The following is a 25,917-nucleotide window of genomic DNA, read 5'->3' on the forward strand; positions in this document are numbered from 1 at the left end:
GGGCGGCGTCCCAAGGTGACCGGTGTCAACTGGCACCCAGCAGGGCCGGGTTCAGGGAATAACCGCCCACGATGCTGGCCCGCTCCAAAACATGCCCCGTCATGGCCAGCAGGGTGGAGGTGCCGTTGATGGGCCCCACCACCGGCAGACGGGGGATGTCCAGGGCGTGGATGGTGAAGATGTAGCGGTGGAAGATGCTGTCATTCCACGGCGGGCAGGGACCATCATAGCCGTAGTAGTCACCCGTCCGCGCCCTGTCCTCCAGGAACAGGATGGTGAAGTCGTTCATGCCATGGCGGGCGCCCGCCGGCTCGGGCGCCGAAGGGCCCTGCTTGCCGCGGTTGGTGATGCCGGCGCTGTGCCGGCCTTCCTTGACCTCCCGAGTCCGGGCGGGCAAGTCGATCAGAATCCAGTGATAGAAGGGCACGCGCGGCAGGTCCGGCGACAGGGTTCTGCCTTCCCGGTTGGCATCGGTCCAGCGGTGCGGGGCATCAGGGCTGTGCACGGTCAGCACGAAGGACCGTGTCCCCGCCGGCGGGTCGCTCCACGCCACATGGGGATTGCGGTTAGGGCCCGGCCGGACGCGGCCGATGCTGGAGGTGACGGCGTAGGCGCAGGCATCGGGTAGGCGGCCGCCGTCACGGAAGCTGTTGCTGGTGATCTGCATGGGGTCCTTTCTTGCCCCAGCAATATGTCGCGATCTCGCGTGCAAAACTCAAGTTGTTTTCAATCTTTGGGTCAATTGGATGGGCGGGCGATGGCATCAGGCCCGCGGCACACCCACGCATTCCAAGCGCTACGGCGCCACCCGGCCGCACGGGAGGGAACCTGTCGGGAGACGATGGTGGCGCCGTTGGGGGCGGTTGTGCAGTGAAATGTTGTAAACGGCGTGCGAATCAAGGGGCAAAGGTCATTGCGCGGGGAGGGCGCGGGCGGCGCCGGATAATAGACGCGGCGGACCAGCAATCCGATGCTCCGACGCTGTCGCGAGGGATCAGGCCGCCTTGGTCGGGCAGGCCACCGATTCCAGCGGGGCGTCCCGCCACTGGCGCCGCCAGGTGCTGGGGCTGAGGCCCACGACGCGGCGGAACAGCTTGGAAAAATGGGCCTGGTCGCACAGGCCGCAGGCCAGCGCGATCTGGCACAGCGGTTCCGGCGTGGTCAGCATCAGGTGCTGCGCCTGCTGGATGCGGCGCTGCACGACATAAGTGTGCGGCGGCACGCCGAAGCTGCTCTTGAACGCGCGGGAAAAGTAGCGGGTGCTGAGCCGCGTGACGTTGGCGCAATCGTCCATGCGGATGGTGCCGGCCAGGTTGGCGTCGATGTGACTGATGACCCGTCGGATCTGCCAGGGCGCCAGGCCGCCGCGCAAGGTCTCGGCCGTCTTTGGTGGCGACGGGGTGACAGGTGGGTGGCCTTCCGCCCTCGGGCGGGAAGAGGGGCCGGTCCCATCCACCTGGATGGCGGCGGCCCCGCCTCTCAGGAAGGCGGCGGCGCGGGCGATGCAGGCGCGGGCCGCGTCGCGATCGCTGTCCAGGATGTCGCCGGCGTCATCCAGCAACTTCACCACCATGGCGGCGATCCACCCGCTGTCGGTGGCGACCGGCGTTTCGATGTTCCCTTGGCTTGCGTCCATCATGGCTGCCCCCGTCATGGGTGCCCCCGCTTCAGGCGGAAGACCGTTCTTGCGATGGGGGAAGTCTGCCGCTGGCCCGCCGTGATGGCGAATTAAGCGCTGTAATTTGTTGTAAGTTGCCGTCAATGCGCACCCAATTCAGTAACGAAAGGGACATGGACATGACGCAGATAGGCAAAAACTGCGGGATTTTTTAAAATCCCGCTGTCTCGTTGGGGTATTGCCTCTTGGAGGATTGCCGACCGCGATCTCATGCGCGAGCATCATTTCGTTGCGCTGGTGGCGGCCGGCGGGCGTTCCATCAGCCGTCTCTCGCGGATATGCCGGTATATCTGGGCGGTTCCGCCTGTTGTTCCGGTCCCTCTGGGCATTTCTGTCCGCAAGGGGGCGCTTGGCGGGTTTCATTGGGGCTGAGGCGGTGAAAAGCGGAGTGCCGGCAGATTTCACTATTTGCTCGGGGGCGCTTGGACGCGGCTCCTTGCGGAAAGGGGGCGGGACCGTGGGGGGCATGGCATGACCGATAGGACGGTTGGTTCAGGCTCCGAACGGTTGCTCGCGTTCGGTCCTTTCCGCCTTTTGCCGGGTCGCAAGATCCTGCTGGACGGTGATGCGCCCCTGCGCCTGGGAAGCAGGGCCCTGGACATTCTGATCGTGCTGGTGGATCGCGCCGGGCAGGTGGTGGCCAAGGACGACCTGGTGGCCAGTGTCTGGCCCGACACCTTTGTCGACGACGCCAACCTGCGGGTCAACATCGCCGCCCTGCGCAAGGCCTTGGGCGAGGGGCGGGACGGCGCCCGCTACATCGCCAATGTTCCCGGCCGGGGTTATTGTTTCGTGGCGCCGGTGATCCGCTCCGACACGGTGGCCGAACCGGCGGCCTTGGCGCCGCCGCCCGCGCCAAGCGGCGCGGGGGCGGTGATGGCGGCCCACAACCTGCCCGTGCGACTGACCCGCGTCGTGGGGCGCGAGGCCCTTATCCAGACCCTGTCCGAACAGTTGCCTGCCCGCCGTTTCATCACCCTCGTCGGGCCGGGTGGCATCGGCAAGACGACCGTGGCGCTGGCCCTGGCGGAGGCGGCCGCGGCCGGGTACGCCGACGGCGTGCGCTTCGTGGATTTCGCGCCGGTGACGGACGCCACCCTGGGCGACGCCACCTTGGCGGCCAGCGTGCTGGCCGGGGCCCTGGGCGTCTCCGTCGATTCCATCGCCGACCTGGGCGCCATCCTACAGGACAAGAACCTGCTGCTGATCCTGGACAATTGCGAGCATGTGGTGGGGACGGCGGCGGTGTTGGCCGAGACCGTGCTGCGGGGCGCCTCCGGCGTCCACATCCTGGCCACCAGCCGCGAGCCGTTGCGCGCCGAAGGGGAATGGGTGCAGCGCCTGGCCTCGCTGGAAACGCCGCCGGTGACGGCGTCCGCCGATGCCGCCCAGGCCTTGGGTTATTCCGCCGTGGCCCTGTTCGTGGAACGGGCGACGGCCTGTGTCGACACCTTCACCTTCGGCGACGCCGAAGTGCCGCTGGTGGCCGAGATTTGCCGGGGCCTGGACGGCATTCCCCTGGCCATCGAATTGGCCGCCGCGCGCCTGGACCTGTTTGGACTGCGCGGCCTGGCCGCCCGTCTGAACGACCGCTTCGCCCTGCTGGTGCGGGGCCGGCGCACCGCCTTGCCCCGGCACCAGACCCTGCGCGCCATGCTGGACTGGAGCTATGAGTTGCTACCCTCGGCGGAGCGGGCGGTGCTGCATCGCCTGGCGGTGTTCGCCGGCGGATTCACCATGGAATCCGCGGCGACCGTGGCCGGGGACACCCTGCTGAGACAGACCGACATCCTGGTGGCGTTGTCGAACCTGGTGGCCAAATCACTTTTGATCGCGGATGTTAGCGGTAACTATGTCCACTACAAGTTGCTGGACATGACACGGGCCTATGCCCTGGAAAAACTGACGGAAAGCGGGGATCTGCCGCGCCTGCTGCGCCGGCATGCGGAATGCCACCGCGACCTGCTGGTGCGGGCGGAACAGGAATGGGACCGTCGCCCCACAGGGGAATGGCTGGATGTCTATGGCCGTCAGATTGACAACCTGCGCGCCGCCCTCATCTGGGCCTTCGGCCCGGACGGGGATGCCAGCCTGGGCCTGTCCCTTACCGCCGCGGCCGTGCCGCTGTGGATGCAGCTGTCGCTGATGAACGAATGCCGTGAGGCGGTGCGCCGCGCGCTGGATGTGGCGGCGCCGTCGCTGTCGGCGGAACTGGTGCCCGGGCCGGATGCCGAACGGGTGCTGCGCTTGCTGTCGGCGCTGGGATTGTCGCTGATCTACACCAAGGGGCCGGCGCCGGAGATCCGCGCGGTGCTGGGCCAGGCGCTCACGCTGGCGCGCCATCTGGACAATGTCGACTATCAGCTGCGCGCCCTGTGGGGCCTGTATGTCGAAATCTTCAACGAAGGCCGCTACAGCCAGGCGCTGGAGATTTCGGAGCAGTTCCGCGCCGTGGCGGTGCGGTCTGCCGACCCGGTGGATCTCATGGCCGCCGACCGCCTGCGTGGTTTCGCCCTGCACCTGATCGGCGACCATGCCGCCGGCCGGCGCTATATCGAGGACGGGTTGCGCCGCTACGTCCGCCCCGACCATCGCGGCCACCTGGTGCGCTACCAGTACGACCAGCGGGTGGCGGCCTGCGTGCCCCTGTCCGTCATCCTGTGGATCCAGGGTTTTCCCGACCAGGCGGCGGCCATGGTGGCCATGGCGGTGGAGGAAGGGCAACTGGTGGGTCATGTCCTGACGCTGGGCTACGCCCTGGCCACCGCCGCCTGCCAGGTGTCCCTGCTGGTGGGTGACCTGGCGGCCGCCGACCGCTACGTCGGCATGCTGCAGGATCAAGCCGCGCGGCATGGCCTGGGCCCGTGGGGGGTGCTGGGACGGTATTTCAAGCATCGCCTGCAGGTGGCGCGGGGGGAGAGCGCGCCGGGCCTGGCCGGTATGCGCGCCGCGATCGGGGAACTCGAAGCCATAAACTTCGCCCTGCGCTACATCGGTTATCTGGGCGAATGGGCGGAGGCGCTGGGCCAAGACGGCCAGGCGCGCGAGGGGTTGGAGGTCATCGGCCAGGCGCTGGCCCGGTCCGAGACCCGCGGCATCCGCTGGGTCATGCCGGAACTGCTGCGCGTCAAGGGTGAGCTGTTGCTGCGGGGGGACGCCTCCGGCATCGCGCGGGCGGGGGCCGCGCAGGCGGCGGAGGTCCACTTCCAAGACGCGCTGGCCTGGGCGCGGCGGCAGGAGGCCCTGTCCTGGGAGTTGCGCGCCGCCCTCAGTCTGGCGCGCCTGTGGCGCAGCCAGGGCCGGGTCGCCGACGCCCACGCGCTGGTGCAGGGCGTCTATGGCCGTTTCACCGAGGGCTTCATGACCGCCGACCTGTCGGCCGCCCGCGACCTGATGGTGACCCTGGTGCAGGACATGGCCTGTCCGCTGGTGTCCGGCCTGCTGGACGGCGCCATCGGTCCCGCGCGGCCGCCATCGGTTCGCGACGGGCGGGAGGGGGAGGTCATTCCCTTCCCCGGTGTGGCCTGCTAAGTGGACCTGTGCGCGGCATCCGGGGCGTTAGGCCCCGTAACCCCCGTCTATGGTCAGGACGGAGCCTGTGACGAAAGAGGCGTCGGGGCTGGCCAGGAAGACGATGCCGGCCGCCACCTCCTCCGGCCGGCCATAGCGCCCGAGGGCGTTGATCGCGGCCTGCACGGGGGCGAAGGGCCCGTTGGCGGGGTTCAGGTCGGTGTCGATGGATCCGGGCTGCACCACGTTCACGGTGATGCCCCGGGGGGCCAGGTCGCGGGCGGCTCCCTTGCAATAGCCGGCCACGGCCGCCTTGGCGGCGGTATAGTCGGCCAGGCCGGGGAACCCCACGCGGGCCGCCACACAGGCGCCCACCGTGATGATCCGGCCATCGTCCGCCAATACCCGCGATGCCGCCCGGATGGCGGTGACCACCCCAGCCATGTTCACGGCGTACTGCCGGGTCAGCGCCTCGATATCGCTGTCAGGATCATCCACGTCGCCGGTGGCGAACATGCCGGCGTTGTTCACCAGGATGTCCAGGCGGCCGAACTGGGCCACGACGCTACGCACCAGCCCTTCGACCTCGCGGGGATTGGCCTGGTCGACCCTGAAGGCGGCCGCGCGGGCGCCCACCGTCCGCATGTCGCGCACCACGGTGTCGGCCAGGGTGGACGAGGCCAGGTAGCTGATCGCCACGTCCGCCCCCTCGCTGGCCAAGGCTTTCGCGGTGGCGGCCCCGATGCCGCGCGAACCGCCGGTGACCAGGGCCACCTTGCCCGCCAATTTCTTCGTCATGCCTGCCATTTCCGGGAATGAAGGGGGGCCGCGGAAGGTGCCCGTCATGGCGGGCTTTCCGGGATGTTCCTGTTTTCAGGATTGGGCCACGGAGGGGGGCCGACGGGACGGAACCGTTCCAGCAGGGGGCTTTCCTGGGATGGAAATCGGCTTCCATGGACACTGGGGCTCCCGTCGGTCAGGTCCCCGTCGGGGGCCGTTTTAAGGCGCAGGGTGCCGCTGTTCCGGCGCCGCCGATTGTACGATTCGCCCTCTATTTTGAAATTGCATGCGATATCACGCCTGCGGGCAGCTGGTTTTTTCGGCCCGCCCGGCGCTAAGGTTCCCGCCGGATATCCAGGCACTACAGGGGGATGCATGCGTGTGGCGATGATCGGTCTGGGCGATATCGCCCGCAAGGCCTACCTGCCGGTCCTGGGCGCGCGCGGCGATGTCATCCTGTCGCTGATGTCCCGCGACGCGGACAAGGTGCGGGCCATCGCCGCCGACTGGCGCGTGGCCCACGCCTACAACGACCTTGACGCGCTGTTGCGCGATCGTCCGGACGCCGCCTTCGTCCATGCCGCGACATCGGCGCATGAGGAACTGGTGGCCCGCCTGCTGACGGCCGGCATCCCGACCTATGTCGACAAGCCCCTGGCCGATACCGCCGCCGCCTCGGAACGCCTGGTGGATCTGGCCGAGGCGCGCGGGATCAGCCTGATGGTGGGCTTCAACCGCCGCCATGCCCCGGCCTACGCCGCCCTGGCGGCGGCGCCGCGCGATCTCGTGCTGATGCAGAAGCATCGCGTGGACTTGGCCGACACTCCGCGCACGGTGGTGTTTGATGACTTCATCCACGTCGTGGACACGCTGCGCTTCCTGTTGCCGGCGCCGGTGCGGGACATGCGGGTGGATGCCCGCGTGCGGGACGGCCTGCTGCACCATGTGGTGCTGACCCTGGTGGGGGGCGACGGCGCCACGGCCTGCACCGCCATCGGCACCATGAACCGGGTGGCCGGCGTGAATGAAGAGGTGCTGGAGGTTTCCGGCCAGGGCCGCGATGGCCAGGCGGTCCGCCACCGTGTCGTCGATATGGCCGACATCTACATTGCCGAGGCCGGCACCCATACCAGCACCCGGCGGGGCGACTGGACGCCCGTGTCCGACCAGCGCGGCATCCGCCAGGCGGTGGATCATTTCCTGGGCGCCCTGCGCGCCGGTCGCGTCCTGAGCGCCCGCGACGCGTTGGAGACCCACCGCCTGTGCGAGACGGTGGTCCAGCAGGTTCAGACCGCCGGCTGAGGCTTCACCGTGAGGCGCAGGAAGCTGGCGACGCTGGCGGCCCCGGCGGCGAAGGCGCCCAGCCACAGGGCCAGCGTGGCGCCATAGGTCAGGTCGTGGTTGGCCAGCAGGCCGAAGCAGGCGGCCGTCAGGGCGGCCCCGGTCGATTGGCCCAGCAGGCGGGCGGTGGCGACGATGCCACTGGCCCCACCGCTGCGGTGCAGGGGCGCGCTGCTCATGATGGCCTTCAGGTTGGGGGACTGGAAAAAGCCGAAGCCGGCGCCGCAGACGCCCAGCCGCCAGGCGATGTCCAGACTGGACGGATGGGCCGGCATCAGCGCCACCAGCGCCATGCCCAGGCACAGCATGGCCAGACCCAGGCCGCCCAGGATGCCGGCGGGATAGCGGTCGGACAGCTTGCCGGCGATGGGGGCCATCACCGCCACCACCACCGACCAGGGCGTGATCAGCAGCCCCGTCTCCACCGCCGTCCGGCCCATGACCGACTGGAACAGGAAGGGCAGGGCGACGAAGGCCAGCCCTTGCGCGATGAAGGTGCAGACGGATGTCAGGGCCGACAGGGCGAAAACCCGGTTGCGGAACAGGTCGATGGCCAGCATGGGGGCGGGGTGGCCCTGCTGCCGGCGCAGCAGCAGGAAACCGCAGAGGGCGGCCCCCGCAAGCTCCGCCCCCACCTGCGGCCAGGACGCCGCGTGCGCCGCCTCGCCCATGCCCAGCACCAGCAGGGCGAACAGGCCGGCGGTCAGCAGTGCCGCCACGCCATCGAAACGGTGGCCCAGGGGTGGGATGGTGGGCAGGGTGATGGTGGCCAGGCCCAAGGCCAGCAGGCAGAAGGGCACGTTCACCAGGAACAGCCAGTGCCAGGTCGCCACCGACAGGATGGTGGAGGTGACGGTGGGCCCGATGGCGAAGGAGATGGCGACCGCCAGGGCGTTGCGGCCGAAGCCCCGGCCCATGATGCGGGCGGGATAGATGTGGCGGATCAGCGCGATGTTGACGCTCATGATGGCGGCCGCACCCAGGCCCTGCACCACGCGCGCCACCTCCAGCAGGGGCAGGGTGGGGGATAGCCCGCAGGCCAGCGACGACAGGGCGAACAGGGCCAGGCCCGCCAGGTAGACGCGCTTTTGCCCCAGCAGGTCGCCCAGCGAGGCCAGCGGCAGCACGGCGGCGGCCACCGCCAGCTGGTAGGCGTTCACCACCCAGACGGAATCGGCCGCCGTGGCCTGGAAATCGCCGGCGATGGTAGGCAGGGCGGTGTTGGCGATGGCCGTGTCCAATGTGGCCATGCCCACGGCCGTCAGGATGGCGGCCATGGCCCAGAACCGGGGCCGGTCGGGCAGGCCGTCAGTCTGCGTCGGCTTGGGGGTGTCCATCACGTCTGCGGTCATCGGCCTATCCCAGGCTTCCGGTCATCGATCCGCTTCCGGGATAGTCGAAGTCGGCCCTGTCCAGGCGCGCCGAAAGCGCTGGCGTGCCATGCCGCCGCCCCAGCCAAGCCAGGGCGGCGGGCTTGAATGATTAGACCTCGTAGGGGGATTCGGCACCGATCAGCATGACCTCCACGGCGGCCACGGCGGCCACGGCGTGGCCCACCAGACGGGGCTGAATCTGGGTGGGGAAGACCTCAGGCCCGATGATGCCGATGCCGATGGGCTTCATGAATTCCAATTGCATATTGACCAGGGCGTCGCTGACCGACTGGCCCATGACGCGGCCGTGCGCCGTCTCGCCATGCTCGATGATGCCCAGCACCACCACGGCGTCCACGTCGTCGCGCTGCAGCAGGCGTTTGGTGGCCAGCGGCTTCTCATAGGAGCCTGGCACGCGCACCACGGCGCGCAACGTCATGCCGCGTTCCTTGATGGCCCCGGCGGCGGCGGCCAGCATCGTCTCGCATTCGTTCTTATGGAAGGAGCCGACGACGATGGCGACTCCGCTTTTCTTGGGCACGGGATGCTACTCCTGAAAATAAGGCGTGACGCCGCGCGGCGCCATCACCCCCAATGTGAAGGCGGCCCACTATGGCGAAAAGAGCGCACGGCGGAAAGACATCGCCCTCAGCCTTCCGCACCCCACGTCCCCGGCCGGCGGAACACCACCACTTTGGTGGTCATCAGCTGTACCACCTCGCCCCGCTGGTTCCGCGTCTCGGTCCGCATGGTGATCATCCCCCGGTCGGGGCGGGAGCGGGAGGGCTTCACCTCCAGGATCTCGCAATGCGCCTGCAGGGTGTCGCCGGGCCGGGTGGGGGCGGGCCAGGTGATGTCGGCGCCGGCGCCGATGACCCCGCCCGCGATGGGCAGGCCGTCCACCATCAGCCGCATGGTGATGGCCGCGGTGTGCCAGCCGCTGGCCGCCAGCCCGCCGAAGAAGCTGCGGCTGGCCGCCCCCTCATCCAGGTGGAAGGGCTGGGGATCGAATTGTGCCGCGAAGGCCTTGATCGCATCGGCATCCAGCGTCCGTGTGCCGGTCACATGCCGCTGACCGGGCTGCAGATCGTCCAGGTACAGCTTGGCCGTGTTGGCGTCGGGGGCGGGGTGGGTCGCCGTTTCGGGCATGGGTGGTTTGCTCCATTCGCAGGGGGGCGGTCCAGATCGATCGACTTTGTTACTTGCATCGTGAAAGTAACTAGGTCTATATGGCGTCCTGTGGCTTTCATTATGAAAGTAACACAAGGATGGCCCTCATGCACGATAGCAGTCCGATCAATCCACAGTGCCCCATCGCCCGCAGCCTGAAACGGGTGGGGGAGACGTGGAGCATGCTGATTTTGCGTGAGGCGTTCCTGGGCGCCAGCCGTTTCGACCAGTTCCAGAAGAATCTGGGCATCGCGCCCAACATGCTGACCCGCCGGCTGCAGACCCTGGTGGCCGATGGCCTCTTGGAAAAGCGGCCCTACAGCACCCGGCCGCTGCGCCATGAATATGTGCTGTCCCCCGCCGGCCAGGACTTCCGCCCTGTGCTGTGGGCCATCATGGCCTGGGGCAACCAGCACTTCGCGCCTGAGGGCCCGGCCATCCAGCTGGTGGATAGCGCCACCGGCGCCCCCGCCGAACCCATGCTGGTCGACCGCCACACCGGCCGGCCGCTGACCCACCCGGCCTTCCGTGTCGTGACCGGGCCGGCCGCCGACGCCCGCACCAAGTCGCGCTATCCCACCTGGCCCGCCACCACGCCCACGCCGAACCCCACCGAATCCGCCGACGCCCCGACCGGCGCCGCCGCTTGAAGGATGCGATCCCATGTCCAGCCAGACCTATGAACAGCAGCAGGACGGCCGGCTTGCCGGCAGCCCGGTGAAGTCGCGGCGCCTGGGCCGCACGCTCCTCCTTTCCGTCCTGGGCCTCGGCCTAGGCGTGGCCGCCGCAGCCTACGGCTATGATTGGTGGACCAGCGGCCGCTTCATCGAAAGCACCGACGACGCCTATGTCGGCGGCGACGTCACGGTGATCGCGCCCAAGGTGTCCGGTTTCATCGCCCAGGTGGCGGTGACCGACAACCAGGCGGTGCACGCCGGCGATCTGCTGCTGAAGCTGGACGACCGCGACTACCGCGCCGCCCTTGCCCGGGCCGTGGCGGCGGTGGAGGCGCAGGAGGCCACGCTGGCTAACCTGGAGGCGCAGCGCCGCCTGCAGCAGGCCGTCATCAACCAGGCCGCCGCCGGGGTGGGTGCCGCCAAGGCCGAGACCGACCGCGCCAAGTACGACCAGGACCGCTACCGCGCCCTGTCGGCCACAGCCGCCGCCTCGATCCAGGCCTTCGAGAAGGCGGATGCCGCCTACAAGCAGGCCGTGGCGAACGGCGAGAAGGCCACCGCCACCCTGCAGGCGGCCCAGCGCCAGATCGACGTCATCGACACCCAGAAACGCCAGGCGGAGGCGGCGCTGGCCGGTGCCATCGCCGACCGCGACACCGCCCAGCTGAATCTCAGCTATACCGAGCTGCGCGCGCCCATCGACGGCACCGTGGGCAACCGCAGCGCCCGGCCCGGCGCCTATGCCACCGTCGGCGCGCAGTTGATCGCCATCGTGCCGGCGCAGGGCCTGTGGGTGGACGCCAACTTCAAGGAAAGCCAGATCGCGGACCTGAAGGCGGGCCAGCCGGTGTCGGTCGAGGCCGACGTGCTGCCGGGCCGGCGGTTCCACGGCAGGGTGGTCAGCATGGCGCCGGCCACCGGCGCGCAGTTCAGCGTGCTGCCCCCGGAAAACGCCACCGGCAACTTCACCAAGATCGTGCAGCGCGTGCCCGTCCGCATCCTGCTGGATGGCGAGGGCAGTCTGCTGGGCAGCTTGCGCCCCGGCCTGTCCGTCACCGCCGCCATCGACACCAAGGAGGGCGCCGCCGCCTCGGGCAAGGCGGTCGCCGCCGCCGGAAAGACGGCGCCGTGACCGCCGCCACGGCCACCGGGGGTCCAGGGGTGGCGGTAGCCGCCCCGCGGAGGAAGGAACTCTCCCCCGGGGCAAGATCATCGCCTTCGCCATCATGTGCGTGGGCATGTTCATAGCGCTGCTGGACATCCAGATCGTCTCCGCCTCGCTGCGTGACATCGGCGGCGGCCTGTCGGCCGGCACGGACGAGACGGCCTGGGTCCAGACCAGCTATCTGATCGCCGAGATCATCGTCATCCCGCTGTCCGGCTGGCTGGCGCGCGTCATGTCCACCCGCTGGCTGTTCGCCGTCTCCGCCGCCGGCTTCACCCTGACCAGCCTGCTGTGCGGCTGGGCCTGGGACATCCAGAGCATGATCGCCTTCCGGGCGCTGCAGGGCTTCCTGGGCGGGTCCATGATCCCCATGGTCTTCACGTCCGCCTTCGCCTTCTTCGCCGGCCCGCGCGTCGTGGTCGCCGCCGCCACGGTGGGGGCCCTGTCTTCCCTGGCGCCCACCCTGGGGCCGACCGTGGGCGGCTGGATCACCGACCATTACTCCTGGCACTGGCTGTTCTTCATCAACCTGGTGCCGGGCCTGTTCGTCACCATCGCCGTGCCCCTGATGGTGCGCATCGACGAACCCGACTGGTCGCTGCTGAAGGGTGCCGACTATCCCGGCATGCTGCTGATGGCCATCTTCCTCGGTTGCCTGGAATACACGCTGGAGGAAGGGCCGCGCTGGGACTGGCTGGACGACGATACCATCCGCCTGACGGCCTGGATCTCGGCCGTCGCCGGTGTCGCCTTCATCGTCCGCAGCCTGACCTACGCCAACCCGGTGGTGGATCTGCGGGCGCTGAAAAGCCGCAACTTCGCTCTGGGCTGCCTGTTCTCCTTCATCACCGGCATCGGCATCTTCGCGACCATCTACCTGACGCCGCTGTTCCTGGGCCGGGTGCGGGGGTTCAGCGCGCTGGACATCGGCCTCACCGTGTTCTCCACCGGCCTGTTCCAGGTCAGCGCCATCCCCCTCTACACCATCCTGGCCAAGCGGGTGGACCTGCGCTGGCTGATGATGGTGGGGTTGACCGGCTTCGCGCTCAGCATGTGGAACTTCACCCCCATCACCCATGACTGGGGCTGGCGGGAACTGCTGCTGCCCCAGGCTTTCCGCGGTTTCTCCCAGCAATTCGCGGTGGCGCCCATCGTCACCCTGACCCTGGGCGGCCTGCCGCCGGCGCGGCTGAAGCAGGCATCGGGCCTGTTCAACCTGATGCGCAACCTGGGCGGCGCCATTGGCATCGCCGTGTGCGGCACCATCCTGAATGATCGCACCAACCTGCACTTCGAACGCCTGGCCGAACATCTGACGCCCGCCAGCGACCCCATGCGCGCGCTGGTGGCCAGGGTGGGGGCGGCCGACGTCGCGACCCTGGGCGGGGACGCGCTGCGGGGGCAGGAGGCGGCGCTGAAGCAGCTGTGGACCCTGGCCTACCGCGAGGCCCAGACCATGGCCTATGCGGACGCCTTCCTGGTCATCCTGGTGTGCTTCGTCATCGCCACGCTGCTGGTGCCCGCCATGCGCAAGGTGGGGCCGCCCAAGGGGCCATCCGCCGACGCGCATTGATACCGTGGAACTTTATGGAGGGACCGGGCCGGGTGGTTCTCACCCGGCCTGGTTGCCGGCATCCACCAGGGTGGGCAGCGATACGCCCAGGCGGGCGGCAACGCCAGCGCCGTAGGCCGGGTCGGTACGGCCGAAATGGGCTAGCTGGCGCTGTTGCAGGGCGACGGGCATGCCCCGCATGCTGGCAGCGACATCGTCCATCAGGATGGCCCGCTGCGCCGGGCTCAACAGCCGGAACAGGGCGTTCATGCTGGCCATGATGCGTGCTCCTTCATTGAGCGTTGGGCTGCTGGGCGTTGAGGCCATCATCGCCCGGTCATTGGCGGCGGGTTGATGGCTGACGTCGGCCAGACCGGGGACGGATTCGACGCGGCCGCAGGTCATGCAGAACAGGGCGGGATAGCGGGCCATTCACGTCATCTCCTACGGGCTGGGCACGCGCGGACACGGGGACCGGGCGGCCGGTTGATCCAAAACGGTGCCCAGCATGATCGTCGCCGGCGCCCTTGGATTGTACGGGGCAGCGGCCTTTTGTTCGTCTGTGTGGCGACATTGGGCCGCGCCGGGCCGGCCTGGAAAGATCCGCTTACAGCGACAAGGTCAGGGCCGGCTGGGCCGCCGGCTGAGCCTGCTGGGCAAAGGCGATCAGGTCGGGTGCCGGCATGGGCCGGGCGTAGACATAGCCCTGGATGTGGCGCACGCCCATCTGGCCCAAGCGGTCGCGCGTCTCCCAATCCTCCACCCCCTCCGCCACCAGCGACAGTCCCAGATCGCGGGCGATGGCCACGCTGGCCCGCACGATGGCGTCGGCGCGGGGGTCGTCGCGCAAGGTGCGGATGAAGCTCTGGTCCAGCTTGATGCCCGTGAAGGGGATGCGGTGCAGCACGCTGAGCGAGGCGTAGCCGGTGCCGAAATCGTCCAGGTACACGGCCATGCCGGCCTGGCGCAGGGTGGTCACCGCCTTGTTGACCACATCGAAGTGCACGATCGACTGGGTTTCCGTCAATTCCACCCGGATGGCGCCATGGGGCACGCCGTACTGGTCGCACAAGGCGATCAGGTGGTCCACCAGGTCACTGGCCTCCAGATCCTCCACCGACAGGTTGATGGAGATGGGGATGTCCAGGTCGTGCAGCTCGCGCCAGGCGGCCGCGGTGCGCACCGCGTGTTCCACGATGGCCTTGGTCAGCAGGCGGATCAGGCCACCGCGCTCCGCCAGGCCGATGAATTGGCCCGGGGACAGCATGGTGCCGTCGGCCTTGACCCAGCGGGCCAGCGCCTCGACGGCCACCACCTTGCCGCTGTCGGCGTCCACCACGGGCTGGAAGTGCGGCTGAATCTCGCCACGCGCCAGCGCCTGGGGCAGGCTGCGCAGGATGCGCCGCTCCTCCGTCGAGAAGCGGGTGTGGGGGATCAGGTCCCAAATGCGGCGGGCCAAGTGGAGGACCAGGGCGGCGATGGCCGCCAGGGCCAGCAGGCTCAGCATCTCCCCCCGCGCCATGCTGAGGCCCGTCGCCTCCGCCACCACATCGCGCAAGCCGTCCCAGGTCAGCACGGCCAGCAGGATGATCAGCAGGGCGCCGCCGGCCAGCAGGTTCAACAAACCGCTGTCGTGCCGGGTGGGGGAGAGAAGGGGCAGGAACATCGGATGCTCGTGGCTCGTGCGGGCATGCCCCACAGTCTGCCTCAAATGTTGCAATCTCGCTGTGATGGCCATCGCTGGTTGCCCCGTCATCCCCGTCACCGACGGGTCTGATCATGGGGGCACCACCCCAGTCTCGTAATCCCTACCTAGGTGTTAGCCGCCCACCGCCCAAGTGCGGCCAACTGTCATCATCTTGAGATGCGTCTGGACTATGGTCCGGCCGTTTTGGGGGCCGACCAGCCATCCGTCAGGGTGCCCAGAAAGGCGATGATGTCGTGAATGTCCCGTTCGTTCAGCGCTGGCGGGTCGCCCGGCCGCCGGCCGAAGGGCGCTTCCATGTTGATGGCTGCCGGCACCGTGCCCTGCGCGGCCACCGGCAGGTCGTCGAACTTCATGACGCTTCCGTCGGCCCGGCGCGGGTACCACTTGCCCGGGGCGCTGTCGCGCTCCGCATAGAACTCCAGCACCTGCCGCAAGGTATGGAAGACGCCGTTGTGCATGAACACCTGGCGCAGCGCCACGTTGCGCAGGGTGGGGGTGCGGAAGCGGTCGCAATAATCGGCGACGCCGGTGAAATCCGTGCGCAGCGGCCCGCACAGGCCCTGGTCGAAATAGCGAGGGTCGGCGTTGGCCGGAATGTCGCGGTTGCGCGGCACCCCGATGGCGATCAAGCCATAGTCGGTGAAGTGCGGTGGCGTGCCGTCGTTGCCCCGCCGGCTGACATGGCAACTGGCGCAGTTGCCCCGCGCCGGATCCTCGAACGCGTCCAGCCCGCGCCGCTCTTCGTCCGTCAGTGTCGCCTTGCCCGCCAGAAAGGCGTCGTACTTGCTGGTGTAGGGATGGAACAGGGCTCCATCCTGCTGGAACACGTCCAGCGCCCGCAGCGCCAGGTCCACCACGTCCGCCTGTTCCCCCGCCGTCACGCCCATCGCGGCGCGCAGCTGGGCGCCATAGCCCGCCCGCTCCAGCCGGCCCGCCAGGTCGGTGGGATCGGTGTTGCCCATCTCGAACGGACTGAACAAGGGCACGCGGGCCTGTTCCCGCTGGCCGTCCACCCGGCCGTCCCAGGTCAGGCCGCCGGTGGGGCCGTTGTCGATGCTCTCATCCCCTTCATCCTCCGGCGTGCGGTAGTGCTCGGCGAAGGGGGGCACGTCCTGCAAGTACATGAGGGACGGCACGGCGCGCAGGCCCGGGGTCCTACCGTCGGCGCCACCCAGGCGCACGGCCGCCCCGTCGGGCGGGCCGAAGGCGTGCGCCGGGTCGTGGCAGCTGGCGCAGGCGAGGGTGCCGCTGGCCGACAGGCCGGGGTCGAAGAACAGCCGCCGCCCCACCTCCGCCAGGGCCGCCGCCTGGCGGCGCACCTCTTCCCGGCTCAGGCCCTGCGCCGTGGCGGGGGGCGCCCCCATCAGCCAGACGGCCCCCAGGCCCAGGAAAATCGCCGCACCCAGCGCGACGCGGCCGCGTCGGGGGATGTGTTTTTTCGTGTCCGCGTATAAGACCTTCAGCAAAAGCGAAACGACGAAGAAGGGGAACATCATGGCAGTGGGCATGGGGCGGAGCGGAAGCTTGCGTCAGGGTGTGGCCGCGGTGGCGCTGGCCGCCGGCATCATGGCAGGGTTCGGTGACCGGGCGATGGCGGCCAAGCCGGCCGATGACCTGGACAAGATCAAGACCGTGGTGGTGATTTACGCGGAAAACCGCGGCTTCGACAACCTGTACGGCACCTTCCCCGGCGCCAACGGCATCGCCGACGCGCCCCAGGACAGCCTGGCGCAGCGCGACCGCGACGGATCGGTGCTCAAGGAACTGCCCCCCATCTGGAAGGGCCTGACCGCCCGTGGCGTGACGCCGGAGGTGACGCAGGCCCAGACGGAGCACCTGCCCAACCAGCCCTTCGCCATCGACGACCCCAAGGGTTTCAACCTGGGCCAGGGCGTCGTGACCCGTGATCTGGTGCACCGGTTCTATGAGAACCAGATGCAGATCGACGGCGGCAGGAACGACAAGTTCGTGGCCTATGCCGACAGCGGCGCCCTGGTCATGGGCCACTATGACGGTGCCAAGCAGGCCATGTGGACGCTGGCGCGGGAATACACGCTGGCCGACAATTTCTTCATGGGCGGCTTCGGCGGTTCCTTCTTCAACCACTTCGTCCTGATCTGCTCGTGCGCGCCCTATTACCCGCATGCCGACCAGGGCCCGGCCAAGGGCTCGATCTCGGTGGTGGAGCCTGACCGCGTCAGCCTGACGCTGGCGCCGAACTCGCCCAAGTCGGCCATCGAGGGCGTGCCGAAGTTCGTGAACAGCGGCAACCTGACGCCCGATTTCTATGCCGTGAACACCATGCAGCCGCCCTACCAGCCCAGCGCCAACAAGCCGGCTCAGGGCGGCGACCCCGTGCTGGCGGACCCTGCCAACCCCACGACGCTGCCGCCGCAGACCATGACCAACATCGGCGACCTGCTGAGCCAGAAGAAGGTCAGCTGGGCCTGGTACAGCGGCGCCTGGCAGGCCACGCTGGACCACGGCAACGCCGAGCCGGTGCCCAACTTCCAGTACCACCACCAGCCCTTCAACTACTTCGCCAGCACCGCCCCGGGCACGAAGGCGCGCAAGGAGCACCTGCGCGACGGCGGGCTGGAGGGCAAGGCCTTCATCAAGGACATCGACGCCGGCACGCTGCCCGCCGTCACCTTCTACAAGCCCCAGGGAAACCTGACCCAGCACTCCGGCTATGCCGACGTGGCCTCGGGCGACGCCCACATCGCCGACATCGTGAAGCACCTGCAGGCCTCGCCGCAGTGGAAGAACATGCTGGTGGTGGTGACCTACGACGAGAACGGCGGCTACTGGGACCACGTGGCCCCGCCCAAGGCCGACCGCTGGGGCCCCGGCACCCGCATCCCTGCCATCATCATCTCGCCCTACGCCAAGAGGGGCTATATCGACCACACCTTCTACGACACCACCTCCATCCTGCGCTTCATCACCCGCCGCTTCGACCTGCCCAAGCTGGAAGGCATCAAGCAGCGCGACGCCGCCCTGGCCGCCAACGGCAGCCCTGCCCTGGGCGACCTGACCGGGGCGCTGGATCTCGCCCAGAAGTAAGCGGGCGCTGGATAGGGGTTAGCGGACCGGGCGCCGCCAGCGCCCGGTCCCGTTTTGCACGCGCGGGAAGGTTGCGCTTGCGTTAAGAACAAATCAAGAACATCATGGCCGCCGAATATGACAACCGGAAAGGGAAGGCGGCATGGCGGCGTTGGCGCAGCGATGGTTCAGGGTATCGGATCAACCGACGGCCCGTGGCTTGGCGTGTAATGACAATGGCGTGAGCCTGGCGGGCATTCCATTGCTCCGGCAGACGGCGGTGGGCTTTGAACCTCAGCCGGCCGCCATTCTGCAGCCTTTGATCGCCGCCGCCTATGGCGTCTCCGATCCGGATGTGGCGCCACTGATTGGCCGGCTGAGGGTCGTCGCGCGGGCGCTGAACGACCAGGACGGCGTTCGCGCCAAGATCGCCGCAGTGCACTTGGCGTTGCCGGATGTTGATGACGTTGGCATTGACCGGTTGTTAGGCATGCGCGCGGACTTGGGCAAATACGATCCTGCCCAGCCCAGGGACTGGCATGGGCGTTGGACGAGTGACGGAAGCGAAACGGAAGGTACCGAAGAGGTCGGCCTGTCTTTCGCGGCCTGGCTCGCCGGCAACGAAGATTATGACAACGATCCCGACGAAGCACTTTGGGATATCGACTATCCCGGCACCTTCCACGACAAGGTGGTGAAGGAGCATGCGGCGCTCTTGCGGAGTAGGGGAGCAATCGTCATCACGGAGGTTAGGATCCTCGGTGTGAATGGCCTGGTTACTCGGGCTGACATCCTGGCTCTATTCCCAGGGGAGGAATTTCCGACGCTGATCGAAGTGAAGACGGGACGTCATCCTCCCTATACCTACCGTCAAAAGAAGGTGTACCCGCTGGCCCAGATTGGTGGGCATGTCACATCATACGACCAGCGAGTGCGTGATCTGGGCCTTAAGCCAGGAATGCCCTTTCCGGCATTAACGGTCATGTGCCTGTACCAGAAAAACGCCAACAGTTGGCCTCATTACAACGAATTTACCCCGGGATCGAAGCCTTGGGACGATTTATTCCACTGAATTAAGATGGAGAATGAAATGAATTCATCTGATGATGATGGGAACCAGAAGCGCGTCTGGACGCGCGACGAAATCCTTATGTCTATGTTGGGGGATATGATCGTCTCCCGCGATTTCGCTCAGGACTATGCCGATTTGCTGATTAGGCATCGGCATGGCGAGGAACAGGCCGCGCGGTATCGTCCCTGGACTGCGGAAGACAAGGGAAAGACTTGGGAGGTGACCAGTGGCGTCGCCGCTGATGAGGATGAGGACGGGGCGCCGTCGATCTATCGCGTCACCATTGCGAAGCAGGACGGACGGATCCTCATGTATAAGCAAGAGACCAGGGTGCCGGTTGTCCATGGCATTGCGGAAATCATCCGCAGCGCCAAGAAGAAAGAGGAGCGTTAGAACACGTACTTCACCGTCAGGCTCAACACCGGGTACCAGCTGTAGTCCTTCACATCGTCGCGCAGTTCCTGGCGCTCGGCGTCCAGGCGGCTTTCGAAGTCGGGGGTGGTGGTGACGGGGCCGCTGGCGTCGAGGGAGACCTTGGGCGTGCCGTGGTACATGGCCCCGAGGTCGAAGCCGAAGTGCCAGTGGTCGGCCACCGCGCCCTCATAGCCGACGCCGACGTAGGGGGCGAAGCGGTTGAAGGCGATCTTGCCGTTCAGGCTGCCGACCTCGCTGGCGGTGTAGGTCATGCCGTGGATGGTGTAGGTGGCGTTCCGCGGCGTGCCCTTCAGGTCGACCTCGTTCAGGTTCAGGCGCGCGCCGGCGGTCACGCGCCAGCCGTCGCCGAAGGGATGCAGGTCGGCCAACAGACCGAAGGACTCCAGCGTGGCGTCGCCGTCGTAGCGCACGTCGCGCACCGTATGGTTGGCGGAAAAGCTGAAGCCGTTGGCGTTCAGGCGCAGGCCGAAACGATCATCGAAGCGGGCGTCGACCTCGGCCCCCAGGCCCAGGGTGCTGACCTCCGGCCCGACGCTCAGCAAGGGACCCCAGCCCGCCGGATCGGCCGTCTGCGCCTGGGTGGCGAGGGTGAAGGACGCGGTCGCCAGCGCCAGCGTGGCGGCCAGGATGCGGCGGGTGTTACGGCGGTTGGACATCGGCGTCGGGGCTCCGGTCACGGTCATGCTGCGCTTCAATCAGCTGGCCGCACGCCGTGTTCCTTGGGGATTGGGGGATCATTTTCCGGATAGGGCGGCAATACCTTTGGCGATGCGGATATCCGAAGCCGTAGCGGAGCGATATGGGGGTACCGCGTCGGTTGAAGGGCGCCGAATCAAGGCCTTGACAGGGAACGGCGGGGCGCCTGATCTGGCCAGACCCTTGGCCCCAACCTGCCCGAACGGAAGCCCATGCCGCTGCTGCGGACCCTGCCCCTGACTTTGCTGGACGAGGCCGCCTACGCCCGCCTGTGGCCCCTGCTGGATGAGGGGGAGCAGATACGCGCCCGACGCTTCGTGTTCGAGGCCAACCGGCGGGAATATGTGGCGGCGCACGGCCTCGCGCGGCTGTGGCTGGGCCGCGTGCTGGGCCGGTCGCCGGCGGCGCTGGCCTTCACCCTCCTCACGCCGCAGGGCAAGCCGGGCCTGGTGGACGCGCCGGCGGGGCTGGACTTCAACCTGTCGCACACCGATGGCCTGGTCGCCTGCGCCATGACCCTGGAGGCCGGTACCCGCGTGGGCGTGGATGTGGAGCGCGGCGACCGCCGTATCGGGGTGGAGGTGGCGACGGCCATGTTCGCGGCGGAGGAACTGGCCTGGCTCGATGCCCGTCCCACCGGGCGTAGCGGGCCGGACCTGGTGACCTTCTGGACCCTGAAGGAGGCCTACATCAAGGCCCTGGGCCTGGGCCTGTCGCTGCCCACCGACAGCTTCGCCATTGCCCCCGACGGTCCGATCTTGGTCCGTCACGATGGGGCCCTGCCGGCGGGGCGGGAATGCCGGCTGTGGACCCGTGACCTGCCCAGCGGTCATAAGGCCGCCGTGGCCTGGATGGGGCCGGCCTGGATGGAAGGGGACGGCCAGCCCTCCACCGATCTGGTGATGGAGGAGGGGCTGGCCGACCTCTGGTGATCAGAAACTCTGACCGAGGGTGAAACGGACGGAGCGGGGCTCCAGCGGGTGTAGATGCAGGTCGCTGACGCCTTCGGCCGGCTCACCCTTCAGGCGGTCGGTATAGTAGTAGTCGGCCGCGTCATCCTTGCTGTCCAAGACGTTGTAGAGGCCGATGCCGAAACGCAGGCCGCTTTCCAGCATGTAGTTGGCGGTCAGGTTCCATTCCTGGCTGCCGGACGACCGCACGCTGTTGTCCTCGATCAGCGGGTGGGCACCGAAATAGCGGTATTCCACCCCACCCGACCACGGGCCCAGGTCGCGCAGGTAGATGCCCAGCGAGCCGATCAGCTTGGGCGCGTCGGGGATGAAGCTGCCGGCCGTATCATTGTCGGTATAGCGGGCGTGGCTGAAGGCGACGCTGCCATACAGTTCCAGCCAACCGAACGGGGTGTAGGTGGTGTTCAGCTCCAGCCCGCGTCGGCGGCTGGGGCGTCCAGCTTCCGTCTGGCCAACGTCGGCGTCGTAGGTCAGCTCCGACACGAAATCCATCTGGAAGGCCGTCAACGTGGCGGTCAGATTGGGCAGGATGGTGCTGCGGATGCCCACCTCCTCGCCATTGGCCTTGGCCAGCAGGGGGGCGTCGCCCCGCGCCGCTCCGCGCACGTCGTCACTGTGGAAGCCGCGGCCGGCGCTGAGGTAGACCTCCGTTCCCTGCCATAGGGTGGCGATGGCGCTGCCCTTGGGCTGGAACAGGCGGGCGGCCACCACGCCGGCGTTGCTGCCGTGGTCGGTGGCGGCCAGGTAATCCTCGCGCATGCCCACTACGGTCCGCAGCCAAGGCGTCCAATGGCTGGTCGCCTGGACATAGGCGCCGCCACCGGCCTCCTGAACGTTGTCGTTGCTCAGCAGGGCATAGGCCACGCGGGCCCTGGTCGCCCGCAGGTCGACATGCACATCGTCGAAGCGGGTGTCCAGGCCGGCGACCACCTCATGGTCCAGGCCCAGCAAGTTCAGCGGCCGGCTGTAGCTGACGGCCCCGCCGGCCACCATGCGGTTCTCATCCTGGGCGTGCTGGTCGCCCTGAACCGGATTGTCCAGGAAATGGGTGAAGTTGTTCCACAGCGTCAGCTGGTTGTTGATGACATAGGCGTTGGCCGTCACCTGGCCGCCGGCCAGCCAGCCAGCCTCCACCGGCGTGGCAAAGGTGCCCGACAGGCTCATGCGCCGGGCCTGGCCGCCGTCCGTCGGGTCCAGGGTGCCGTAACGGCCGATCAATCCCGCATCGATGGCGCGCTGCGGCTGGTCGGTCGTGGCGCTCCACAGGGCGCGGTAATACATGGCGGTGACGCTAAAGCCGTCGTCCCGCGCGCCCTGGCTGTAGCGCAGCACGGCGTTGCCCTTGCGCAGATTGTCCGGATGGTCCCAGGGGCCATCGTAGTGCACCAGTTCCCCACCCGCCATCAGGTGGCCGGCGCCCACGTCGGCCCCCCCGGCGGCGAACACGCGCTGGTAGCCCAGCGTGCCGGCGGTCAGCGCCACCTGAGTCGCCACTTGGTCACTGTAGCCCATCTGAATGGAGCCGACGGCGGAGAAGTCGCCTTGGGCCGCGAAGTAGGGGCCCTTGGTATAGCTGATCCCGCTGGCCAGTTCGGGGACCACGAAATTCAAATCGGTGTAGCCCTGGCCATGCGCGTGGGTGCGCATGTTCACCGGCATGCCGTCCACGCTGGTGGCCATGTCGGTGCCGTGGTCCAGGTTGAAGCCGCGCAACAGATACTGGTTGGCCTTGCCTTCACCGCTGTGGCTGGTGACCACCAGGCCGGGCACCGTTTCCAGCATCTGGCCCACGCGGTAGGCGGGCAGCAGGTCCAGCTCTTCCTTCACGACCACGCCTTGGCTGGAGGTGGCGGCGGTGCCGATCAGGTCGCGGCGGGCGGCGGTGACCACCACATCGTCCAGGGTGGCGGGGGATGACGCGTCGCCCTCCATACCGGCGGCCAGGGCCGCCGAGCTGGTCAGCGACAGTAGTGATATTATTATTCTGGGAACGAAACGACCCATGATTGTTGGCCTCTTGGCAACGTGACACGTCACCACGGGCCAAAGAATGGATCACCCCCCCGCCGGCCTGGATATCCCAGATGGCCGGATGGCGGGCGCCAGTCCCCATTGGTGCACCCCGCCCAATGTGCCCGTGCGTGACCACGGCGTGACGGCAGGTCTCCTGGCTCACGGGTCCTGGCCCTGGCACCGCCTTCCCGGTTTCCCAGTGGCGTCGACCCTGCCGCATGATTGGCAGGGTGGTGTCGGGCTCGCCGTTCACAGTTGCGGGGGCAGCCGCGGCTTAGGGGACATGCCCCGTTCCGCGTTCCCTTTTCATCCAGCCCGTCCAGGGTCTGGAACCGTCGCCGTCTTTCTACGAGGAATTGCGGACGGGCGCAAACGCCCTGTCGCGGCGCGGGGGTAAGCACCCTGGCTCACAAGCTTGGCGGTTGTGTGACAACGCCCACCCATGCGTGGGCATGGCAGCAATTCGGGGCGGCCTGTGCGATTTCCCTTGTACCTGGGACCGGTCACAGCCACTTATGCGGTCTTAAGGAATGGATGGCATCATCCGTTCCCATGCCGGGCCGCTGGGCCCGGCGGTATCCCCCGGGTGGCGCGTAGCGGTGGCGACCAAATCGCCCCTGTAGCACCCAGGGCATACTCGACCTTCTGACACATGCCTGCCGGCACGCGCCCGGGCAAGGGCTTGACCGCGATCCGCGGCCGCGAGAAACGAACGCGGCCGGCGCGTCGCCCTGGGATTCCAAGACATTGACCGCTTTCGACACCCTTTCCCTGCGGCCTGAGATTCAGGCCGCCCTGGCCCAGCTGGGCCATCACACCGCCACCCCCATCCAGGCGCGGGCCATTCCCCATGCGCTGGCGGGTCGCGACATCCTGGGCATCGCCCAGACGGGCACCGGCAAGACCGCCGCCTTCACCCTGCCCATCCTGCAGCGCCTGGGGGCCGCCCCATCGGCCCTGCCGCTGCGCATGCCCCGCGCCCTGATCCTGACCCCGACGCGTGAGCTGGCGGTGCAGATCGGCGAGAGCATCACCAACTACGGTGTGGGCCTGAAGCTCAGCCACACCGTCATCCTGGGCGGCGTCGGCCAGGGCAGCCAGGTGAAGGCGCTGACCGGCGGCATCGACATCGTGGTGGCCACGCCAGGCCGCCTGCTGGACCTGATGACCCAGGGCCATGTGCGCCTGGACAAGGTCGAGGTGCTGGTGCTGGACGAGGCCGACCGCATGCTGGACATGGGCTTCATCCACAGCCTGCGGAAGATCATGGCCAAGCTGCCGGCCAACCGGCAGACGCTGTTCTTCTCCGCCACCATGCCGGCCGATGTGTCGGAGCTGGCGAACAAGATGTTGCGCGACCCGCTGCGGGTCGAGGTCACGCCCGTCTCCACCACGGCGGAGCGCATCACGCAGCAGGTCATCTTCGTGCCGGCGGCGGAAAAACGCCATGTGCTGGTCGACCTGATCCGGGGTGACGCCGGCATGCAGCGCAGCATCGTCTTCACCCGCACCAAGCACGGCGCCAACCGCGTGTCGGCCCAGTTGGAGCAGGCGGGCATCGAGGCCGCCGCCATCCACGGCAACAAGTCGCAGAACGCGCGGCAGAAGGCGCTGGACGGCTTCCGCGCCGGCACCGTGCGCGTGCTGGTGGCGACCGACATCGCCGCCCGCGGCATCGACGTGGATGGCGTCACCCATGTGGTGAACTTCGAGCTGCCCAACGAGCCGGAGACCTATGTTCACCGCATCGGTCGCACCGCCCGCGCCGGCGCCTCCGGCGTCGCCGTGTCGCTGTGCACCGCCGATGGGGACGAGCGCGCCTACCTGCGCGACATCGAGAAGCTGATCCGCAAGTCCATCCCGGTGGGCGAGCGGCCCGAGGCCACGCCCCAGGCCGCCGCCGCCCCGGTCAGCCGTCCGCCGCTGCCGGCCCGTCCGCCGCGCAATGGCAATGGCGGTCGTGGCCAGCCCCGTGCCCAGCGTGCCTCCGAGGGCCAGGCGGAGGCTCGGCCCCAGGGCCAGCGGCCCGCCCGGAATGAGAGCCAGCGGCCCGCCCGGAATGAGGGCCAGCGTCCGCCTCGCGCCGAGGGCAACCGTCCGCAGGGCCAGGGTCCGCGTCCCGAGGGCGGCCGCCCGCAGCAGCAGGCCCGCCCCCACGGCCAGCGCCCGGCCCAGCCGCCGCAGGGCCAGCGTCCCAACGCCGCCCGTCCGAACGCCCCGCGGCCCAACACCCCGCGTCCGGCGCAGGACGGCCGCGGCACCCAGTTCTCCAGTTTCGTGGCGGCCTTGAACGCCAACGAAGACCAGCAGCAGCCGGCGCGCGAGGATCGCAACCGTCCGCGCCGCCGCCGCTGAGCCGTACCCCTACGCCTGAGTTTTGATGGTTCTTTAGGAAGAGGAGGTCCCCATGGGCCGCAGCAGCAAGCCGAAATCCAAGTCCGTCAGCGAATTCGTCCTGTTTGACGTCCTGTACGACGACGGTTCGCGGTCGTCCAACCGCCGCGTTCCCTCGTCCGAACTGGGCGGCTTGGACGGCGATGAGCCCGCCCGCGCCATCATCGAGGCGCAGGACCGCGAAATCGCTGCCATGTCCGGCAACCCGCGCGGCCGCATCAAGTCGCTGACCCGCTCGCCGGTTCGGTAAGGGCTGATCCGTCCGGATCGCTGACGCGTATTGAGAAACGCCCCGTGCGCAAGCCCGGGGCGTTTTTCTTTGGCTGTGTGGCGGGGG

Annotated in this window: 22 protein-coding genes and 1 riboswitch; of the genes, 11 read left to right on the forward strand and 11 right to left on the reverse strand. The window is 68.3% G+C overall.

What is annotated here, in order from left to right; translation table 11 throughout:
* Nucleotides 1-25 precede the first annotated feature (25 nt).
* Both UAA55_RS15900 and UAA55_RS15905 read right to left on the reverse strand, forming a co-directional pair.
* A complete protein-coding gene (locus UAA55_RS15900) occupies nucleotides 26-667 on the reverse strand; it encodes a YbhB/YbcL family Raf kinase inhibitor-like protein (RefSeq protein ID WP_322953936.1) in 642 nt (213 codons plus the stop codon).
* Between the two features lie 327 nt (nucleotides 668-994).
* Nucleotides 995-1,639 (reverse strand): helix-turn-helix domain-containing protein, encoded by a 645-nt coding sequence (locus UAA55_RS15905; protein WP_322953937.1) that lies wholly within the window; start codon nucleotides 1,637-1,639, stop codon nucleotides 995-997.
* A gap of 510 nt (nucleotides 1,640-2,149) precedes the next feature.
* Here UAA55_RS15905 and UAA55_RS15910 point away from each other — a divergent pair.
* On the forward strand, nucleotides 2,150-5,209 hold the full coding sequence (locus UAA55_RS15910; protein ID WP_322953938.1) for an ATP-binding protein: 3,060 nt from the start codon (nucleotides 2,150-2,152) through the stop codon (nucleotides 5,207-5,209).
* A gap of 27 nt (nucleotides 5,210-5,236) precedes the next feature.
* Here UAA55_RS15910 and UAA55_RS15915 read toward each other — a convergent pair whose 3' ends face one another.
* Nucleotides 5,237-5,986: an SDR family NAD(P)-dependent oxidoreductase gene (locus UAA55_RS15915; protein WP_322953940.1), complete on the reverse strand. Its 750-nt coding sequence runs from the start codon at nucleotides 5,984-5,986 to the stop codon at nucleotides 5,237-5,239.
* Between the two features lie 357 nt (nucleotides 5,987-6,343).
* Here UAA55_RS15915 and UAA55_RS15920 point away from each other — a divergent pair, with 357 nt between their 5' ends.
* Entirely contained in the window at nucleotides 6,344-7,270 is a 927-nt protein-coding gene (locus UAA55_RS15920; RefSeq protein WP_322953942.1) for a Gfo/Idh/MocA family protein, read from the forward strand.
* Here UAA55_RS15920 and UAA55_RS15925 read toward each other — a convergent pair.
* From UAA55_RS15925 to UAA55_RS15935, 3 genes are all read right to left on the reverse strand, one after another.
* On the reverse strand, nucleotides 7,255-8,661 hold the full coding sequence (locus tag UAA55_RS15925; RefSeq protein ID WP_322953944.1) for an MFS transporter: 1,407 nt from the start codon (nucleotides 8,659-8,661) through the stop codon (nucleotides 7,255-7,257). The two genes, UAA55_RS15920 and UAA55_RS15925, sit on opposite strands and share 16 nt — an antisense overlap.
* A 130-nt stretch (nucleotides 8,662-8,791) precedes the next feature.
* The gene (locus tag UAA55_RS15930) at nucleotides 8,792-9,223 is read right to left on the reverse strand and encodes a 6,7-dimethyl-8-ribityllumazine synthase (RefSeq protein WP_246134332.1); all 432 of its coding nucleotides are present in this window, start codon (nucleotides 9,221-9,223) and stop codon (nucleotides 8,792-8,794) included.
* 107 nt (nucleotides 9,224-9,330) lie between these two features.
* Nucleotides 9,331-9,831, reverse strand: a complete 501-nt coding sequence (locus UAA55_RS15935; protein ID WP_322953946.1) for a MaoC family dehydratase — start codon at nucleotides 9,829-9,831, stop codon at nucleotides 9,331-9,333.
* Between the two features lie 128 nt (nucleotides 9,832-9,959).
* Here UAA55_RS15935 and UAA55_RS15940 point away from each other — a divergent pair, with 128 nt between their 5' ends.
* The 3 genes from UAA55_RS15940 (at nucleotide 9,960) to UAA55_RS15950 (ending at nucleotide 13,267) form a co-directional block, all read left to right on the forward strand.
* Nucleotides 9,960-10,502, forward strand: a complete 543-nt coding sequence (locus tag UAA55_RS15940) for a winged helix-turn-helix transcriptional regulator (protein WP_322953947.1) — start codon at nucleotides 9,960-9,962, stop codon at nucleotides 10,500-10,502.
* A 13-nt stretch (nucleotides 10,503-10,515) separates the two neighbouring features.
* Nucleotides 10,516-11,661, forward strand: coding sequence for an HlyD family secretion protein (locus tag UAA55_RS15945; protein WP_322953949.1), 1,146 nt, complete (start codon nucleotides 10,516-10,518; stop codon nucleotides 11,659-11,661).
* A gap of 106 nt (nucleotides 11,662-11,767) precedes the next feature.
* Nucleotides 11,768-13,267 carry a DHA2 family efflux MFS transporter permease subunit gene (locus UAA55_RS15950; RefSeq protein ID WP_322953950.1) on the forward strand — a complete coding sequence of 500 codons (1,500 nt, stop codon included), beginning with the start codon at nucleotides 11,768-11,770 and terminating at the stop codon, nucleotides 13,265-13,267.
* Between the two features lie 39 nt (nucleotides 13,268-13,306).
* On the opposite strand, the gene UAA55_RS15955 is transcribed toward UAA55_RS15950, so the two are convergent.
* From UAA55_RS15955 to UAA55_RS15965, 3 genes are all read right to left on the reverse strand, one after another.
* Nucleotides 13,307-13,678, reverse strand: a complete 372-nt coding sequence (locus UAA55_RS15955) for a catalase-related domain-containing protein (protein ID WP_322953951.1) — start codon at nucleotides 13,676-13,678, stop codon at nucleotides 13,307-13,309.
* A gap of 175 nt (nucleotides 13,679-13,853) precedes the next feature.
* A complete protein-coding gene (locus UAA55_RS15960) occupies nucleotides 13,854-14,912 on the reverse strand; it encodes an EAL domain-containing protein (protein ID WP_322953953.1) in 1,059 nt (352 codons plus the stop codon).
* 209 nt (nucleotides 14,913-15,121) lie between these two features.
* The gene (locus UAA55_RS15965) at nucleotides 15,122-16,462 is read right to left on the reverse strand and encodes a cytochrome-c peroxidase (protein WP_322953955.1); all 1,341 of its coding nucleotides are present in this window, start codon (nucleotides 16,460-16,462) and stop codon (nucleotides 15,122-15,124) included.
* 16 nt (nucleotides 16,463-16,478) lie between these two features.
* Here UAA55_RS15965 and UAA55_RS15970 point away from each other — a divergent pair, with 16 nt between their 5' ends.
* The 3 genes from UAA55_RS15970 to UAA55_RS15980 all read left to right on the forward strand — a co-directional run bounded on the left by UAA55_RS15970 (nucleotide 16,479) and on the right by UAA55_RS15980 (nucleotide 19,464).
* Nucleotides 16,479-18,020, forward strand: a complete 1,542-nt coding sequence (locus tag UAA55_RS15970) for an acid phosphatase (RefSeq protein WP_416235197.1) — start codon at nucleotides 16,479-16,481, stop codon at nucleotides 18,018-18,020.
* A gap of 142 nt (nucleotides 18,021-18,162) precedes the next feature.
* Nucleotides 18,163-19,071: a hypothetical protein gene (locus tag UAA55_RS15975; protein WP_322953956.1), complete on the forward strand. Its 909-nt coding sequence runs from the start codon at nucleotides 18,163-18,165 to the stop codon at nucleotides 19,069-19,071.
* A gap of 18 nt (nucleotides 19,072-19,089) precedes the next feature.
* Nucleotides 19,090-19,464, forward strand: a complete 375-nt coding sequence (locus tag UAA55_RS15980) for a hypothetical protein (protein ID WP_322953958.1) — start codon at nucleotides 19,090-19,092, stop codon at nucleotides 19,462-19,464.
* Here UAA55_RS15980 and UAA55_RS15985 read toward each other — a convergent pair.
* Nucleotides 19,461-20,189 carry a hypothetical protein gene (locus UAA55_RS15985; RefSeq protein WP_322953959.1) on the reverse strand — a complete coding sequence of 243 codons (729 nt, stop codon included), beginning with the start codon at nucleotides 20,187-20,189 and terminating at the stop codon, nucleotides 19,461-19,463. The two genes, UAA55_RS15980 and UAA55_RS15985, sit on opposite strands and share 4 nt — an antisense overlap.
* Nucleotides 20,190-20,414: 225 nt before the next feature.
* Here UAA55_RS15985 and UAA55_RS15990 point away from each other — a divergent pair, with 225 nt between their 5' ends.
* Nucleotides 20,415-21,134, forward strand: a complete 720-nt coding sequence (locus UAA55_RS15990) for a 4'-phosphopantetheinyl transferase family protein (protein WP_322953960.1) — start codon at nucleotides 20,415-20,417, stop codon at nucleotides 21,132-21,134.
* On the opposite strand, the gene UAA55_RS15995 is transcribed toward UAA55_RS15990, so the two are convergent.
* Complete coding sequence (locus UAA55_RS15995; RefSeq protein WP_322953961.1) at nucleotides 21,135-23,177, reverse strand: TonB-dependent receptor; 2,043 nt, start codon at nucleotides 23,175-23,177, stop codon at nucleotides 21,135-21,137. It lies immediately after the preceding gene.
* 136 nt (nucleotides 23,178-23,313) lie between these two features.
* Nucleotides 23,314-23,538, reverse strand: a riboswitch (cobalamin riboswitch).
* 395 nt (nucleotides 23,539-23,933) lie between these two features.
* Between UAA55_RS15995 and UAA55_RS16000 the strand changes: the two genes are divergently transcribed.
* A complete protein-coding gene (locus UAA55_RS16000; protein WP_322953963.1) occupies nucleotides 23,934-25,541 on the forward strand; it encodes a DEAD/DEAH box helicase in 1,608 nt (535 codons plus the stop codon).
* 52 nt (nucleotides 25,542-25,593) lie between these two features.
* Nucleotides 25,594-25,830: a hypothetical protein gene (locus tag UAA55_RS16005; RefSeq protein WP_145610207.1), complete on the forward strand. Its 237-nt coding sequence runs from the start codon at nucleotides 25,594-25,596 to the stop codon at nucleotides 25,828-25,830.
* Nucleotides 25,831-25,917: the final 87 nt, after the last annotated feature.

The sequence above is a fragment of the Nitrospirillum guanabarense genome, from assembly GCF_034653355.1.
Classification (GTDB): Bacteria; Pseudomonadota; Alphaproteobacteria; order Azospirillales; family Azospirillaceae; genus Nitrospirillum.